At 70.5% G+C, this 14,862-nt stretch carries 17 protein-coding genes and 1 pseudogene; 6 read left to right on the plus strand and 12 right to left on the minus strand.

Features of this window, described 5'->3' with window-relative positions:
- Window positions 1-167: 167 nt before the first annotated feature.
- From ABZ923_RS38450 to ABZ923_RS38475, 6 genes are all read right to left on the minus strand, one after another.
- Entirely contained in the window at window positions 168-1,346 is a 1,179-nt protein-coding gene (locus ABZ923_RS38450; RefSeq protein WP_361482082.1) for a methyltransferase domain-containing protein, read from the minus strand.
- Window positions 1,347-1,484, minus strand: coding sequence for a hypothetical protein (locus ABZ923_RS38455; protein WP_199814055.1), 138 nt, complete (start codon window positions 1,482-1,484; stop codon window positions 1,347-1,349).
- A 155-nt stretch (window positions 1,485-1,639) separates the two neighbouring features.
- Window positions 1,640-2,488 carry a helix-turn-helix transcriptional regulator gene (locus ABZ923_RS38460; RefSeq protein ID WP_361482085.1) on the minus strand — a complete coding sequence of 283 codons (849 nt, stop codon included), beginning with the start codon at window positions 2,486-2,488 and terminating at the stop codon, window positions 1,640-1,642.
- A 15-nt stretch (window positions 2,489-2,503) separates the two neighbouring features.
- Window positions 2,504-3,028 (minus strand): DUF6879 family protein, encoded by a 525-nt coding sequence (locus ABZ923_RS38465; RefSeq protein WP_361482088.1) that lies wholly within the window; start codon window positions 3,026-3,028, stop codon window positions 2,504-2,506.
- Window positions 3,000-3,242: a hypothetical protein gene (locus tag ABZ923_RS38470; protein WP_030744275.1), complete on the minus strand. Its 243-nt coding sequence runs from the start codon at window positions 3,240-3,242 to the stop codon at window positions 3,000-3,002. Before ABZ923_RS38470 ends, ABZ923_RS38465 begins: the two co-directional genes overlap by 29 nt.
- 179 nt (window positions 3,243-3,421) lie before the next feature.
- Window positions 3,422-5,095 carry a fumarate hydratase gene (locus ABZ923_RS38475; RefSeq protein ID WP_361482091.1) on the minus strand — a complete coding sequence of 558 codons (1,674 nt, stop codon included), beginning with the start codon at window positions 5,093-5,095 and terminating at the stop codon, window positions 3,422-3,424.
- Window positions 5,096-5,240: 145 nt separating this feature from the next.
- Between ABZ923_RS38475 and ABZ923_RS38480 the strand changes: the two genes are divergently transcribed.
- Both ABZ923_RS38480 and ABZ923_RS38485 read left to right on the plus strand, forming a co-directional pair.
- Entirely contained in the window at window positions 5,241-5,927 is a 687-nt protein-coding gene (locus ABZ923_RS38480) for a DUF1707 domain-containing protein (RefSeq protein ID WP_361482094.1), read from the plus strand.
- Between the two features lie 177 nt (window positions 5,928-6,104).
- Window positions 6,105-6,482, plus strand: coding sequence for a WhiB family transcriptional regulator (locus tag ABZ923_RS38485; protein ID WP_330338032.1), 378 nt, complete (start codon window positions 6,105-6,107; stop codon window positions 6,480-6,482).
- A 79-nt stretch (window positions 6,483-6,561) separates the two neighbouring features.
- Here the strand turns inward: ABZ923_RS38485 and glpX are convergent, their stop codons facing one another.
- The gene (gene glpX, locus ABZ923_RS38490; RefSeq protein ID WP_361482097.1) at window positions 6,562-7,596 is read right to left on the minus strand and encodes a class II fructose-bisphosphatase; all 1,035 of its coding nucleotides are present in this window, start codon (window positions 7,594-7,596) and stop codon (window positions 6,562-6,564) included.
- Between the two features lie 129 nt (window positions 7,597-7,725).
- On the opposite strand from glpX, the gene ABZ923_RS38495 reads away from it, so the two are divergent.
- Window positions 7,726-8,253: a DUF4245 domain-containing protein gene (locus ABZ923_RS38495; RefSeq protein WP_361482100.1), complete on the plus strand. Its 528-nt coding sequence runs from the start codon at window positions 7,726-7,728 to the stop codon at window positions 8,251-8,253.
- A gap of 69 nt (window positions 8,254-8,322) precedes the next feature.
- On the opposite strand, the gene ABZ923_RS38500 is transcribed toward ABZ923_RS38495, so the two are convergent.
- The 4 genes and pseudogenes from ABZ923_RS38500 to ABZ923_RS38515 all read right to left on the minus strand — a co-directional run.
- Complete coding sequence (locus ABZ923_RS38500; RefSeq protein WP_361482103.1) at window positions 8,323-8,913, minus strand: malonic semialdehyde reductase; 591 nt, start codon at window positions 8,911-8,913, stop codon at window positions 8,323-8,325.
- Between the two features lie 145 nt (window positions 8,914-9,058).
- Window positions 9,059-9,286 carry an exodeoxyribonuclease VII small subunit gene (locus ABZ923_RS38505; protein WP_361482106.1) on the minus strand — a complete coding sequence of 76 codons (228 nt, stop codon included), beginning with the start codon at window positions 9,284-9,286 and terminating at the stop codon, window positions 9,059-9,061.
- Entirely contained in the window at window positions 9,283-10,491 is a 1,209-nt protein-coding gene (gene xseA / locus ABZ923_RS38510) for an exodeoxyribonuclease VII large subunit (protein WP_361482109.1), read from the minus strand. Before xseA ends, ABZ923_RS38505 begins: the two co-directional genes overlap by 4 nt.
- Before the next feature lie 137 nt (window positions 10,492-10,628).
- Window positions 10,629-11,008, minus strand: a pseudogene (locus ABZ923_RS38515) (amino acid permease); the annotation flags it as partial.
- Window positions 11,009-11,147: 139 nt separating this feature from the next.
- Between ABZ923_RS38515 and ABZ923_RS38520 the strand changes: the two are divergent.
- Both ABZ923_RS38520 and ppgK read left to right on the plus strand, forming a co-directional pair.
- Window positions 11,148-12,164 (plus strand): 4-hydroxy-3-methylbut-2-enyl diphosphate reductase, encoded by a 1,017-nt coding sequence (locus ABZ923_RS38520; RefSeq protein WP_361482112.1) that lies wholly within the window; start codon window positions 11,148-11,150, stop codon window positions 12,162-12,164.
- A gap of 29 nt (window positions 12,165-12,193) precedes the next feature.
- Window positions 12,194-12,940, plus strand: coding sequence for a polyphosphate--glucose phosphotransferase (gene ppgK, locus ABZ923_RS38525; protein WP_361482114.1), 747 nt, complete (start codon window positions 12,194-12,196; stop codon window positions 12,938-12,940).
- A 75-nt stretch (window positions 12,941-13,015) separates the two neighbouring features.
- Here ppgK and ABZ923_RS38530 read toward each other — a convergent pair whose 3' ends face one another.
- Window positions 13,016-13,552, minus strand: coding sequence for a DUF6542 domain-containing protein (locus ABZ923_RS38530; RefSeq protein ID WP_361482117.1), 537 nt, complete (start codon window positions 13,550-13,552; stop codon window positions 13,016-13,018).
- A gap of 185 nt (window positions 13,553-13,737) precedes the next feature.
- On the opposite strand from ABZ923_RS38530, the gene ychF reads away from it, so the two are divergent.
- Complete coding sequence (gene ychF, locus ABZ923_RS38535) at window positions 13,738-14,826, plus strand: redox-regulated ATPase YchF (protein WP_361482120.1); 1,089 nt, start codon at window positions 13,738-13,740, stop codon at window positions 14,824-14,826.
- The last annotated feature ends 36 nt before the right edge of the window (window positions 14,827-14,862 follow it).

Below are 14,862 nucleotides of genomic sequence, written 5' to 3' on the forward strand. Positions count from 1 at the left end.
CGTGCTCGTCCGGTTAGCCCCCCAACCCGTTTTCGGGAGGGGGGCCCCGCTGTGGTGCGGGCCCTGGGCCCCCCGGGGGGGTGCCCCCCTGCGGGGCCGCCGGGCGGGCCCCCCCGGCGTCCCGGGGGGGGGCCCGTCCGTCACCGGGTGCCCCCGACTTCTTCGTTTCAGTGGAGAACCGGCGGAACCGGATGCCCTGGCTCATCGAGCCAGACCGTCTCGCCCTCCGGGCTCACCGTGAGTCCGAACCGATCGAAGCCGGGGCGGCCCCGGCTGTCCCACCAGCGGAACGCCGTCTCCACTTCATCCCACAGCTTCCGGGGGCCGGACTGCACGACGTCGAACTCTGTCCGGTCCTTCTCGAAGTCGGCCGTAGCCCACGACGTGACCGCCGTGTCCCGAAGCCACAGGGTGTAAGAGCCGTCCTTGTATGTCTCCATCCAAGGGAACGCGTCGGCCACCTGAACCCCGATGGCGAACATGACCTGCCAGTCGCCCACGCCATCCGGGGAGAGAGCCGTGGTCGACCTGACGCCGTCGGCCGGCCACGGCTTGCCCTTCAGGTACTCGCGAAGGTGCTTTCGCTCCGTGCGCTGGGCACGAAGCCGCATGAACGCCGAGGACCCGAGGAATTTCCCCGACGCCGACCCGTCCGACATCACCGTGAGCCTCACGACCGCTTCCCCGCCGTACGTCGGTCCCCACGGGGCCACGATCACCCCGCCCGGCTTCGTCTGCTCGATCCAGGCGTAAGGGACCCGGCCAATCGAGCACGTCGCAATCACCCGGTCGTAGGGGGCCTCCAGCGCGAATCCGGCTGCTCCGTCACCGACCACGGCCAGTGGTACGAACCCCGCGTCTTGAAGACGCTGCCTGGCGTCCGCCGCCGTGGCTTCGTCCACCTCGACCGTGACGACGTTCTCAGGGCCTACGCGGTGCGACAGCAGCGCGGCGTTCCAGCCGGTCCCCGTCCCGATCTCCAGAACCCGATGGCCTTCATGGACGCTCAGGGCGTCGAGCATCGAGAAGACCATGGTGGGCATGGAGTTGGAGGATGAAGGGATCTTGCCCTTGTCGGGACCGGTGTAGGCGCCGTCGTCCCATTGCGTCGTGATCGGCGCGTCCGTGTAAACGGCGTCCCACCATGCCCGAGAATCCTCGGAACGGATGATCCGGCTCTTCTGCCGGTTGCCGCCCGCGGTACCCGGCCAGATCACATCCGGCACGAACATGTGGCGCGGCGCCTGCTTGAAGGCCGGAAGCCAGTCGGACGTCAGGGCGCCCTTCTCCATCAGCGCGGACGCCAGCCGCTCAGGGCCGGCGTCCGTTCCGTGCTGCTCAGCCATTCAGCGGCCGTCCGCCGGTCCCTGGCCGTCGTTCGTGTTGCCACCTTCGTCCGACCCGCCACCGCCGTGCTTGTTGCCGCTGTCGCTGTCGTCCTGCGGGTTGCCCGGGTCCTCGGCCGTGAGCCACTGCTTACGCATCTGGATACCTCCGGTTGGGTGGTGCCTCTTGAACCGTCCCGCTGTACGCGGAACGGGATGGTGGCGGAGATCAGCGTCCGTCCTCCGGTCGTGCAGACCACGCTAGGAACGGGCCACATCTGGGCTCTACGAAGTTCTACGAAATTGCACGCGACTTAGTCGAGCGTCTCGATGGCCTTCGTGATCAAGGTTCGTGCCGTGGCCCCATAGACCGCAGCTTCCAACAGTCGTTCGAACGCTCTCGCGTACTGCTCGATCTCCGACGGCGCCGTGACATTCACAGCCGCTGTCAGCAGCTCCACCTGGGCTTGTGCGCTGTCGTAGATCGAGAATGTCTCCAGCGGCCACATGTGCCTTGAGGCGGTAAACGGCACGACTCCCAGGGAGACCGCCGGCAGGGACATGATCGACAACAGATGACCCAGTTGCCCGGCCATGACTCCGGTGTCACCGATGCGGTACCGCAAGACGGCTTCCTCGACGAGGATGGCGAACCGGTGATCTCCTTCGCGGAGGACCCGCGCCCGGTCCATGCGGGCGGCCACAGCCTCCGTGACGTCATCGGGCGTCTGCCGGAAGTCGGTGATCTCAGTCAGCAGCGCGGTTGCGTACGCGGGGGTCTGGAGCAGGCCGGGCACCACGTTGGAGCAGTAGATCCGGAAGGTTCGGGTGCGCTCGAAGAGAGGTACGTACGACTCCTGGAGTCGGCGTAGCCCGGTGCGCTGGAGCCGTCGCCACTCGACATACATCGACTCTGCCGAGCGGGACGCGGCGATCAAGTCGGCTGCTTGATCGTCGGCTCCACAGACCCGGCACCAATCGCGAATGTCGGCGTCCGAGGGGGGTGTTACGGCGTTCTCCAGCCGACTCGCCTTGGAGGGATGCCAGCCAGCCTCCACGGCCACCTCACGGGCCTTCAGACCAGCGTCTAGGCGAAGATCCCGAAGGCGCGCTGCAAGCGCCTCACGGGCCGCCTGGACGCTGGACGAAGGGGAACGGGCCATTGGTGCTGTGCGTTCTCAGATCCTGTAGCGGTCGTGCGGAACGGCCCGGTCCCAGACGGCTTCGAACGCCGAGGCGCACAGCTTGACCACCTCGGCGCGGTCGTCCACTTCGTCGCCGAGGTACACGCCCTCACCGGAGAAGTAGCCGAACCTCACCAGCCGGTCATCGAAGCACCAGAAGTCATTGCCAGGGAGTGCCAGATCCGACGCGTTCCGCCGGGGAAGCCAACGGATCTGCTCACCAGCGGCGATGTTGGTGAACGTGCCGTCGTAGAGGTACCGGGTGTACTCGCTCACCGGCTCGGAGACGATCCGGGCGCGGCGGATCACGACACCACGGGCAACCGCCTCGGACACCATGTCGAGCCACGGCCGCCACCAGGACGCTCGGTCGTCAGGGTCCGGCCGATGCCCGGCCTTCCACGCGGCCACGCGCGGAGCCTCGTCCGGGTCGTCGTAGAAGTCGCGCATCTCCAGATGCACGGCGGACCGCCGGCAGTTCGCCAGCAGCTCACTGAACGGTGGGGCCGTCTGCGGCATCACAAGCCTCCCTGATGGCGGCGACCATACGCATAGGCAGCCGGACGACGGTCTCACTGTCGGGGATGGGGCCGGTCTTCAGGCACTCGGCGCGCGTCGCATCGTCCACCGTCCAACCCTGCAACACGATCTCTTGCTTCTCCTCGTCGACCCAGACCGTGGGGCAGTTCGCCCCGTCCGTGTTCGGGTCCTTGGCGATGAACCGTAGCGACACAGCAGCCTCCCGGGCTACGCGGATTGCACGGACTTCTACGCACGGACCCTCCCGATCCTGTCGCGCTGGCGTCAAGGGCGCGCTTCAAGCCACGGGAGCGGGGGCTCATAGCGCCGCCCACGGGACAGCAGCAGACCCCCCGGCGACGCCGAGGGGTCTGTGAGGCTCTCAGGGGTGGCTCAGGACAGGCCGGGGCCCCGTACCGGGATGCTGGTGAACGTCGGCTGCTCGGGTTCCCGTGAAGTGAAGAAGTCGTTGCCCTTGTCGTCCACCACGATGAACGCCGGGAAGTCCTCGACCTCGATCTTCCAGACCGCCTCCATGCCCAGCTCCTCGTACTCCAGGACCTCCACCTTCTTGATGCAGTCCTGGGCGAGGCGGGCGGCCGGGCCGCCGATGGAGCCGAGGTAGAAGCCGCCGTGCGCGGCGCACGCGTCGGTGACCTGCTTGCTGCGGTTGCCCTTGGCGAGCATCACCTTGGAGCCGCCCGCGGCCTGGAACTGCTCGACGTAGGAGTCCATGCGGCCGGCCGTGGTCGGGCCGAAGGAACCGGAGGCGTACCCCTCGGGGGTCTTCGCCGGACCCGCGTAGTACACCGGGTGGTCCTTCAGGTACTGCGGCATCTCCTCGCCCGCGTCCAGCCGCTCCTTGATCTTGGCGTGCGCGATGTCACGGGCCACGACCAGCGGACCGGTCAGCGACAGGCGGGTCTTCACCGGGTACTTGGTCAGCTCGGCGAGGATCGTGTCCATCGGCTGGTTCAGGTCGATCTTCACCACGTCGGAGGCCTCGTCGAGGTGCTCGTCCGTGGTGTCCGGCAGGAAGCGCGCCGGGTCCTTCTCCAGCTGCTCCAGGAAGACGCCCTCGGCGGTGATCTTCGCGACGGCCTGGCGGTCGGCCGAGCAGGAGACGGCGATCGCGACCGGGCAGGACGCGCCGTGCCGCGGCAGGCGGACCACGCGCACGTCGTGGCAGAAGTACTTGCCGCCGAACTGCGCGCCGATGCCGATCTTCTGGGTCAGCTCGAAGACCTTCTGCTCCAGCTCCTTGTCCCGGAAGCCGTGGCCGAGTTCGGAGCCCTCCGCCGGGATCTCGTCCAGGTAGTGCGCGGAGGCGTACTTCGCGGTCTTCAGCGCGTACTCGGCGCTCGTGCCGCCGACGACGATCGCCAGGTGGTAGGGCGGGCAGGCGGCCGTGCCCAGCGAACGGATCTTCTCCTCCAGGAACTTCATCATGGAGGCCTCGTTCAGGACGGCCTTCGTCTCCTGGTACAGGAAGGACTTGTTCGCGGAGCCGCCGCCCTTCGCCATGAACAGGAACTTGTAGGCGCCGCCGTCGGTGGCGTACAGCTCGATCTGCGCCGGCAGGTTGGAGCCGGTGTTCTTCTCCTCCCACATGGTGAGCGGAGCCATCTGCGAGTAGCGCAGGTTCAGCTTGGTGTAGGCGTCGTAGATGCCGCGGCTGAGCGCCTCCTCGTCGCGGCCGGCCGTCAGCACGTTCTGGCCGCGCTTGCCCATCACGATCGCCGTGCCGGTGTCCTGGCACATGGGCAGCACGCCGGCCGCCGCGATGTTCGCGTTCTTCAGCAGGTCCAGCGCGACGAACTTGTCGTTCGCCGAGGCCTCCGGGTCGTCGATGATCCGGCGCAGCTGGGCGAGGTGGGCCGGGCGCAGGTAGTGCTGGATGTCGTGGATGGCCTCCTCGGCGAGCTTGCGCAGCGCCTCGGGCTCCACCGTGAGGAACGTCCGCCCGTCGGGCCCCTCGACCGTGGAGACGCCCTCGGACGTCACCAGCCGGTACGGGGTGGTGTCCTCTCCCTGGGGGAGCAGATCGGTGTACGCGAACTCAGGCATCTCAGCCCATTCCTCACTCTGACGGACGGCGGCCCGCCGACGCTGGCGGGCCCGTCCAGCCTAGAACCTGCCGTCGACGGCGAACCTGTGAGGTAAGGCTCAGTCGGGGGTGTCGCGATCTATCGTGTTTCGGTACGCTGCTGCCGTGGACCTTCAGAAGCAGAACGCACCCACACCCGCAGCCGAGCTGCGCGCCTCCGACGCCGACCGGGACCGGGTCGCCGACATCCTCCGTGAGGCCCTCGCCGAGGGCCGGCTGACCGCCGACGAGCACGCCGAGCGCGTGGACGGGGTGCTGCACGCCAAGACGGTGGGCGAGTTGGAGGTCTTCGTCCGGGACCTGCCCGCCGGCCGGCAGCGCCCCGCCGGGTCCGCGTCCAGGCTCGCGCCGGCGAGCCCCGGCCCGGGGATCCCGGCCGAGGCGGACTCCAGCGTGGTGGCGGTGTTCAGCAGTGCCGTGCGCCGGGGCCGCTGGCGGGCCGGACACCGGCTGCACGCGTACGCCGTGTTCGGCAGCGTCGAGATCGACCTGAGCGAGGCGCTCTTCGAGTACCAGCAGGTGGTGATCAAGGCCGTCTCCGTCTTCGGCGACGTCCAGATCCGCGTCCCGGAGAACGTCTCGCTGCGCGGAAGCGGGGGCGGTGTGCTCGGCAGCTTCGAGGTCAGCCCGCTGGACTCGGCCGACCCCGAGGCGCCGGTGGTCTACGTCGACGGCTGGGCCGTCCTCGGCAACGTGGAGGCGCGGGCCAGGCGGGGCAAGCTGGTGGCGGACATCCTGGAGCGCGTCCAGGACAAGGTCGACCGCAAGCTGCGCAGGCACCTGGGGCACTGACGGCGGCGATCCTGCGCAGGTGGCCGGAGCGGGCAACGTGGTGACGGTGGCACCGCGGCGGGGCGTGAAGAGGCTGCCGCGCGCCTGCGGATGGGAACGCTGTGCATAGGCGCGCGCACAGCGGGTAGGCCTTGCTGCATCGTCTCTCGCTCGCGAAGCCGTCGTCAGGAGTAGACCGTGCTGCAACCGCCGCATTCGTCCTTGCAGGTCGCTGCCGTTCCGGCCCAGCGGGTGCCAGCGCGAGACAGGGATCAAGACGCTCCCTGGCACACCGAGGCGGTGTGCCGGCGCGACGAGGCCGGCCTGTTCTTCGCCCCGTCGAAGGAGCCGACCGCCGCCCGGCTGTCCCGCGAAGAGGCGGCCAAGCGGGTCTGTGCCCGCTGCCCGGTCATGGTCGAGTGCCGTGAACACGCCCTCCTGCAGCCCGAGCCGTACGGCGTCTGGGGCGGCCTGACGGCGGCCGAGCGCCGGGTGGTGCTGGCGCGGCGCCGCAGGCGCGAGATGGAACTGAAGAAGGCGGCACGCGCGACGGCGGCGAACCGCATAGCGGGCTGAGGCACCGAAAAGGAGCGCCCTCTCCGCACAGAGGGCGCTCCTGTGATGCAGGGGCAGGGGCGCGGGGCGCCCCGCAGGACTACTTGGCCCGGTCGAAGTCGATCGCGCTGTAGGCCCGCAGCTTGCTCAGCCGGTGCTCGGAGTAGATCCTCCGCACCGTCCCGGACTTCGACCGCATCACGATCGACTCGGTGAGCGCGGTCTCCGACCGGTACTGCACGCCCCGCAGCAGCTCACCGTCGGTGATGCCGGTCGCCACGAAGAAGACGTTCTCCCCGGACACCAGGTCGTCGGTGGTGAGCACGCGGTCCAGGTCGTGCCCCGCGTCGATGGCCCGCTGCCGCTCCTCGTCGTCCTTGGGCCACAGCTTGCCCTGGATGGTGCCGCCCAGGCACTTCACGGCGCAGGCCGAGATGATGCCCTCCGGCGTGCCGCCGATGCCGAGCAGCAGGTCGACGCCGGTGCCCTCGCGCAGCGCGTACACCGAGCCGGCGACATCGCCGTCCGAGATCAGCTTGATGCGCGCGCCGGCCTCGCGGACCTCACGGATCAGGCCCTCGTGCCGCGGCCGGTCAAGGATGACCACGGTCACGTCCTCCGGCGCGGAGCGCTTGGCCTTCGCGATCCGGCGGATGTTCACCGCGACGGGCGCGTTGATGTCGACGAAGTCGGCCGCCTCGGGGCCGGTGACCAGCTTGTCCATGTAGAACACGGCGGACGGGTCGAACATGGCACCGCGCTCGGCGGCGGCCAGCACGGCGATCGCGTTCGGCATGCCCTTGGCCGTGAGCGTGGTGCCGTCGATCGGGTCGACGGCGATGTCGACCTCGGGGCCGGTGCCATCGCCGACGTGCTCCCCGTTGAAGAGCATCGGGGCCTCGTCCTTCTCGCCCTCGCCGATGACGACCACGCCGTTCATCGACACGGTGGAGACGAGGGTCCGCATGGCGCGCACCGCGGCGCCGTCGGCGCCGTTCTTGTCACCGCGCCCCACCCAGCGGCCCGCGGCCATCGCGGCGGCTTCGGTCACCCGGACGAGTTCCAGGGCGAGGTTGCGGTCGGGAGCTTCGGAGGGAACATCGAGCTCGGACGGCAGGTGATGATTTTCGGTCATCGGAGCGCACCTTTCTGATACGACGACGGCCGGATGAGGGTATTGGACCCTGACTCTATCGCCGGACAGACAAAATGAGCAGGGGACCCCACGGATGAGCGCAATGGGACACCTGCGACGATAGAGGGCGTGGCAGGTTCGAACGGCAAGCAGAAGACGGCCCGGGACATGGTTCTCTCCCTGGCCCTGATCGGCATCGCGGCGGCGGTCGTCTACTTCCTCAGCATCCCGCACGACGATCACGCTCCCGACCTCAAGCGGGTCGACTACCGGGTCGAGCTGCTCACGGCCCGGCGTGCGGCGAGCTACCCGGTGGCCGCACCCGAGGGCCTGCCGAGTACCTGGAAGGCGACCTCCGTACGCTTCCAGGGCCAGGACTCCGACCGCTGGCACCTCGGCTTCCGGACCCCGGACGGCCAGTACGTGCAGGTCGAGCAGTCCACGCAGAAGCGCGCCGACTTCATCGACGAGGCCAGCCAGGGCGGCTCGGCGACGAAGCGGACCGAGACGATCGACGGCCGCACCTGGACCCGCTGGACCGGCGGCCGGTACGACGCCCTGGTCCTGCAGGACACGCCCGGCTCCACCACGGTGGTGGCCGGCACCGGCTCCTTCGAGGAGCTGACGACGATGGCGGCCGCGCTGCGGATGGAGTGACCCGCACCGCCCCGCGTACGCGAAGAGGCCCCCGGCGGCTGCCGGGGGCCTCTCGCTGTGCGGATCCGCTCAGACGGTCGTGACGACGTCCTCGTACGCCAGGCGCGGCGAGCGCGGGAACCAGGCGTCCGGGCCCGGCTTGCCGATGTTGACGACCATCAGCGGGGTGTGGTCGTCGTCCAGGAACTCCTTGCGGACGCCCTCGAAGTCGAAGCCGGTCATCGGGCCGGCGGCGAGACCCGCGGCGCGGACGCCGACGATGAAGTAGGCGGCCTGCAGGGCGGCGTTCAGCGCGGCGGCACCCTCACGGGCCGGGCGCTCACTGAAGAACACGTCCTTGGCCTGCGGGAAGTGCGGGAAGAGGGCCGGCAGCTCCTCGTGGAACTCGTTGTCCGCGGAGAGGATGGCGACCAGCGGGGCGGCGGCCGTCTTCGGCTGGTTGCCCTCGGCCATGAGCTGCACCAGGCGCTCACGGGCCTCGGGGGAGCGGACCAGGGTGATGCGCAGCGGGCTCTGGTTGAAGGCGGTCGGGCCGTACTTGACCAGGTCGTAGATCGCCTGGACCTGCTCCTCGGTCACCGGCTCGTCGGTGAAGGTGTTGGCGGTGCGGGCCTCGCGGAACAGCAGGTCCTGGGCGGCGGGGTCAAGAACGAGAGACATGCGTGGACTTCCTGGTAGACGTCTTCATCCGAGTACCGGACCGCGGTCCGGATCGACTGACGGGACGACACTACGCCAGCGAAGTTCAACCTTCAACCAAAGTGAGGCCGCGGTGAGCCGCCTCACAGCCCGCGGGGCCGGCGCCCTACTCGGCGCCGCCCTCCTCCGCCTCCTCCTCGGCCAGCGCCGCGTCCAGCCGGGCCCGGGCGCCCTCCAGCCAGCGCCGGCACACCTTGGCCAGCTCCTCGCCGCGCTCCCACAGCGCCAGGGACTCCTCCAGCGTCGTACCGCCCGCCTCCAGCCGCCGTACGACCTCGATCAGCTCGTCCCGCGCCTGCTCGTACGAGAGCGCCTCGTCCACCTTGCTCGTCATTCGTCCACCTTTACTGTGAATTCACCGTCGGCGACGCGGGCCCGCAGCGCCTCGCCCGCCGTCACCTCTGCCGGACCGCGCACCACGTGCCCGTCCGCCCGCTGGAGCACCGCGTAACCGCGCTGGAGCGTCGCGGCGGGGGAGAGGGCCACCACGCGCGCGTGCGTGTGCGTCAGCTCCGAGTCCGCGCGGTCCAGCAGGTGCCCCAGGGTCCGCCGGCCGCGGTCGAGGAACGCGGCCACCTGGTCGGAACGCTCGTCGAGCATCCGATGCGGATCCTCCATCGAGGGCCGCGCCAGCGCGTGCGCCAGCCCCCGCTCCTCCCGCTCCAGATACGCGTTCGCGCAGCGACGCGCCCGGTCCCGCAGCATCCGCACCCGCTCCAGCTCCTCGCCGACGTCCGGTACGACCTTCTTCGCCGCGTCCGTCGGGGTGGACGCGCGCAGGTCGGCGACGAGGTCCAGCAGCGGGTTGTCCGGCTCGTGCCCGATCGCGGACACCACGGGCGTACGGCACTCGGCCACGGCCCGCACCAGCTGCTCGTCGGAGAACGGCAGCAGGTCCTCGACGCTGCCGCCGCCGCGCGCGACGATGATCACGTCCACCTCGTCGACCGCGTCCAGCTCCTTGACGGCCTGCACGACCTGGGGCACGGCGTGCACACCCTGCACGGGCACATTGCGCACCTCGAAGCGGACGGCGGGCCAGCGGTGCCGGGCGTTCTCCAGCACGTCCCGCTCCGCGGCGGAGGCCCGGCCGCACACCAGCCCGATCAGCTGCGGCAGGAACGGCAGCGGCTTCTTGCGCTCCGGCGCGAACAGGCCCTCGGCCGCGAGCGCCTTCTTCAGCTGCTCCAGCCGGGCCAGCAGCTCACCGACGCCGACGGGCCTTATCTCGGCGGCCCGCAGGGAGAGCTGGCCCCGGGGCGCGTACCACTCCGGCTTGGCCAGGACGACGACCCGGGCGCCCTCGCCGACGACGTCCGCGACCGCGTCGAAGACCTGGCGGTAGCAGGTCACGCTGACCGAGATGTCGTACGACGGGTCGCGCAGCGTGAGGAACACGACGCCGGCGCCGGGGCGGCGGGACAGCTGCGTGATCTGCCCCTCGACCCACACCGCGCCGAGCCGGTCGATCCAGCCGCCGATCAGCCGGGAGACCTCGCCGACGGGGAGCGGGGCCTCGGGAGACGTGTTCACAGCCATGCGGCGAGCCTAACGGCCGGTGCCGACAGCGCGGCCGTGCTCCGCAGGGGGCCGGGTGCGTTGCCGGGCGCGGGTGGGTGCGCGGCCGGTCGCACGGTTCCCCGCGCCCCCGGGGAGCAGCCGCAGCGCGCAGCGGCTCAGCCCCCGAGGACGCCCCGCCGCGCCCGCCGACCCGCCAGCACCAGCAGACCGATCACCAGCCAGGCGGCACCGACCACCTGCGCCACCGCCGCCGCCTCCACGATGACCGCCACCGTGATCGCCGCCCCCACCTGTACCCCACCACGCGCGCGTGCAGCAGCGTGAACGCGGACAGGGCCCCGATGTCGATCACCGACACCAGCCGGTCCAGGCCGTCGTCCCGCCGCGCCGCCCACCCGGCCGCGACCGGCGTGATCACCGCCGCGCACAGCAGCGCGACCCGGGGCACACCGGCGTGCGTCCGCGACAGCGCCCGGGGCAGCCGCCGGTCGCGGCCCATGGCGAACAGCAGCCGCCCGCCCGCCGCCTGCCCGAGGTCCCGGAAGCCGGGACCGCGCCGCGACCGGGTGTGCGCGACGGTGGCGGAGGCTGTTGTTCCGGTGCCGGACATGCGCACCGGTCTTGCCCGCGGGTGCGCGCGGACGCGATCTCTGCGCCCCGGACGCGGCCTTACGATGGGACGCATGACCGCTTCGTCTGGCCGCCGTGTCCTGCTCGCCGCCCCCCGGGGCTACTGCGCCGGTGTGGACCGCGCCGTGATCGCCGTCGAGAAAGCCCTGGAGCAGTACGGGGCCCCGATCTACGTCCGGCACGAGATCGTCCACAACAAGTACGTCGTGCAGACCCTGGAGAAGAAGGGCGCCATCTTCGTCGAGCGGACGGAGGAGGTGCCGCCGGGCAACATCGTGATGTTCTCCGCGCACGGCGTCGCCCCGGTCGTGCACGAGGAGGCCCGGCAGGGCCGGCTCGCCACCATCGACGCCACCTGCCCCCTGGTCACCAAGGTCCACAAGGAAGCCGTCCGGTACGCGGGCGAGGACTACGACATCCTCCTGATCGGCCACGAGGGCCACGAGGAGGTCATCGGCACCTCCGGCGAGGCCCCCGACCACATCCAGCTGGTCGACGGCCCCGAGGACGTCGAGAAGGTCGAGGTCCGCGACCCGTCGAAGGTCGTCTGGCTCTCCCAGACCACCCTCTCCGTGGACGAGACCATGGAGACCGTCGACGCCCTGAAGACGAAGTTCCCCGGGCTGGTCTCCCCGCCCAGCGACGACATCTGCTACGCCACGCAGAACCGGCAGCTCGCCGTGAAGCAGATGGGCGCCGAGGCGGAGCTGGTCATCGTCGTCGGCTCGCGCAACTCCTCCAACTCCAAGCGGCTGGTCGAGGTCGCCAAGCTCGCCGGCGCCCGCGAGGCCTACCTGGTGGACTTCGCCGACGAGATCGACGAGGCCTGGCTGGAGGGCGTGACCACGGTCGGCGTCACCTCCGGTGCCTCCGTGCCCGAGGTGCTCGTCGAGCAGGTGCTCCAGTGGCTCGCCGAGCGCGGTTACGCGGACGTGGAACTGGTCAAGGCCGCCGAGGAGTCGATCACCTTCTCGCTGCCCAAGGAACTCCGCCGCGACCTGCGCGAGGAGGCGGCGGCCCTGGTCGCCGAGCGCGGCGGAAGCGGTACACCCGAGGCGTGACCGACGGTGGCCCGTCGTAACGTGGAGCCATGCAGATCTTCGGCGTGGACATCGGCGGATCCGGGATCAAGGGCGCCCCAGTGGATCTGGACCGGGGCGACCTGGCCCAGGAGCGTTACAAGGTGCTCACCCCGCACCCGGCGACGCCCGACGGCGTGGCCGACGGGGTCAAGCAGGTCGTGGACCACTTCGGCTGGACCGGCCCGGTCGGGCTGACCTTCCCCGGAGTGGTCACCGGCGGCGCCACGGTCCGGACGGCGGCGAACGTCGACAAGGGCTGGGTCGACACGGACGCGCGCGCGTTGTTCAGCGACAGACTCGGCGGCCTCCCGGTGACCGTCGTCAACGACGCGGACGCGGCGGGCGTCGCCGAGATGGAGTTCGGCGCCGGGCGGGGCCGCCGGGGCCCGGTGATCCTGCTCACCTTCGGCACCGGCATCGGCAGCGCCGTCTTCGTGGACGGCATCCTCCTTCCGAACACCGAGCTGGGCCACCTGGAGCTGAACGGCCACGACGCGGAGAAGCGCGCCTCCAGCAAGGCCAAGGAGGACCACGGCCTCAGCTGGGAGCAGTGGGCCGACCGCGTCCAGAAGTACCTGGCCCATGTGGAGATGCTGTTCTCCCCCGAGCTGTTCATCATCGGCGGCGGCGTCAGCCGCAAGGCCCACAAGTTCCTGCACCTCGTCGAGGGCATCAGGGCCGAGATCGTCCCCGCGCAGCTGCAGAACAACGCGGGGATCGTGGGGGCGGCGATGCGAGCGGCCCAGCACGCCTGAGGCCGCCTCCGGTCATCGCGGGCGGGGGCCGCTCGTGCGGGAGGGCTCCCGCGCGCGGCCCCGGCCCGGCCGCCGTCAGCCCCGTCGTCGGCGGCGCTGCACCCAGCGCACCCGGCGGACGAGCACGATCAGCCCGGCGGCCAGCGTCCCGCCGTACAGCCAGCCCGCCTGGGTGGCGAGGCCGGTGACCAGGCCCATCATGCGGCCGAGCAGCCCCCCGCCGTCGTCGGTGACCGGCAGCAGGCCCACGGCGAAGGCGATCGGTGCGACGACGGGCGCCGTCAGCACGTCCCCGGCGCGTACCCACAGCGCGGTCAGCACGCACACCGGCAGGAACAGCACGCCGTAGGCCGTGAGGGACGCGCCGAACAGCAGCTGGTCCAGGAAGCCGAGCAGGAACATCGCCGCGGCGCAGAACAGCCCGCTGCCGAGGCCGGTCAGCCGGGGGTTCGGCAGCCGGAGGACCGCCGGGCCGGGCCGCACCCCGCCCACCGGCCTGGCGGGCCGGCACTCGCCGCCCGGCCGGCGCCGTGCCTGCGGCGGCAGCGGGGGCGAGGAGGGCGTGCCGCGTCGCGGTCCGTCGTTCGGGGGTCGCGTTCTGTGTTGCTCCACAGGGACCAACCTAGGTCTGTTTATGTGCCCAATCGCGCCCCAGACACGCCGGTGGCGGGAGCTTGGCCCGGCGTTCGACGCTCCCGCGAGGCGGGCGCCCGGGACGCCGTAAACTGGTGGATCGGCCAGTGTCGGTCTCTGGCCCCTGGCAGCCCCTGGCCCCCTCAACTACGGGAAGTCGCAACGTGTCGCTCACGATCGGAATCGTCGGCCTGCCCAATGTCGGCAAGTCGACCCTGTTCAACGCCCTGACCAAGAACGACGTGCTGGCGGCCAACTACCCGTTCGCCACGATCGAGCCCAACGTCGGCGTGGTCGGCGTGCCCGACGGCCGCCTCGCCCAGCTGGCCTCGGTCTTCAAGTCGGAGCGCATCGTTCCCGCCACGGTCGACTTCGTCGACATCGCCGGCATCGTGCGCGGCGCCTCCGAGGGCGAGGGCCTGGGCAACAAGTTCCTCGCGAACATCCGCGAGTCCGACGCGATCTGCCAGGTCATCCGCGCCTTCAAGGACGAGAACGTCGTCCACGTCGACGGCAAGGTATCGCCGAAGGACGACATCGAGACGATCAACACCGAGCTGATCCTCGCCGACCTCCAGACCATCGAGAAGGTCCTGCCCCGGCTCCAGAAGGAGTCGCGGATCAAGAAGGACCTCGCGCCCAAGGTCAAGGCCGTCGAGGAGGCCAAGGAGATCCTGGAGAAGGGCGACACGCTCTTCGCGCACGGCATCGTCCAGGGCAGCGAGCGCGCCGAGCCGCTGCACGACCTGCACCTGCTCACCACCAAGCCCTTCCTCTACGTCTTCAACGTCGACGAGGACGAGCTGGTCGACGAGGACTTCAAGAACGAGCAGCGCGCCCTGGTCGCCCCGGCCGAGGCGATCTTCCTCAACGCCAAGCTGGAGTCCGACCTCGCCGAGCTGGACGAGGAGGAGGCCCTGGAGCTGCTCCAGTCCGTCGGCCAGGACGAGCCCGGCCTGGCCACCCTCGCCCGCGTCGGTTTCAACACCCTCGGCCTCCAGACGTACCTGACGGCCGGCCCCAAGGAGTCCCGCGCCTGGACGATCAAGAAGGGCGCCACGGCCCCCGAGGCGGCCGGTGTCATCCACACCGACTTCCAGAAGGGCTTCATCAAGGCCGAGGTCATCTCCTTCGCCGACCTGGTCGAGACCGGCTCGGTCGCCGAGGCCCGCGCGAAGGGCAAGGCCCGCATGGAGGGCAAGGACTACGTGATGCAGGACGGCGACGTGGTGGAGTTCCGCTTCAACGTCTGATCCGACCCGCGGAACGGTGAGGGCCGGAGCCCCAAG

The sequence above is a fragment of the Streptomyces sp. NPDC046881 genome, from assembly GCF_040645015.1.
In the GTDB taxonomy this organism is placed as follows: domain Bacteria; phylum Actinomycetota; class Actinomycetes; order Streptomycetales; family Streptomycetaceae; genus Streptomyces.

Excerpts from the sequence above, each read along its gene's own strand:
- ABZ923_RS38450 (WP_361482082.1), bottom strand. The coding sequence starts at position 1,346 with ATGGCTGAGCAGCACGGAACGGACGCCGGCCCTGAGCGGCTGGCGTCC.
- ABZ923_RS38455 (WP_199814055.1), bottom strand. The coding sequence starts at position 1,484 with ATGCGTAAGCAGTGGCTCACGGCCGAGGACCCGGGCAACCCGCAGGAC.
- ABZ923_RS38460 (WP_361482085.1), bottom strand. The coding sequence starts at position 2,488 with ATGGCCCGTTCCCCTTCGTCCAGCGTCCAGGCGGCCCGTGAGGCGCTT.
- ABZ923_RS38465 (WP_361482088.1), bottom strand. The coding sequence starts at position 3,028 with ATGCCGCAGACGGCCCCACCGTTCAGTGAGCTGCTGGCGAACTGCCGG.
- ABZ923_RS38475 (WP_361482091.1), bottom strand. The coding sequence starts at position 5,095 with ATGCCTGAGTTCGCGTACACCGATCTGCTCCCCCAGGGAGAGGACACC.
- glpX (WP_361482097.1), bottom strand. The coding sequence starts at position 7,596 with ATGACCGAAAATCATCACCTGCCGTCCGAGCTCGATGTTCCCTCCGAA.
- ABZ923_RS38500 (WP_361482103.1), bottom strand. The coding sequence starts at position 8,913 with ATGTCTCTCGTTCTTGACCCCGCCGCCCAGGACCTGCTGTTCCGCGAG.
- ABZ923_RS38505 (WP_361482106.1), bottom strand. The coding sequence starts at position 9,286 with ATGACGAGCAAGGTGGACGAGGCGCTCTCGTACGAGCAGGCGCGGGAC.
- xseA (WP_361482109.1), bottom strand. The coding sequence starts at position 10,491 with ATGGCTGTGAACACGTCTCCCGAGGCCCCGCTCCCCGTCGGCGAGGTC.
- ABZ923_RS38520 (WP_361482112.1), top strand. The coding sequence starts at position 11,148 with ATGGGACGCATGACCGCTTCGTCTGGCCGCCGTGTCCTGCTCGCCGCC.
- ppgK (WP_361482114.1), top strand. The coding sequence starts at position 12,194 with ATGCAGATCTTCGGCGTGGACATCGGCGGATCCGGGATCAAGGGCGCC.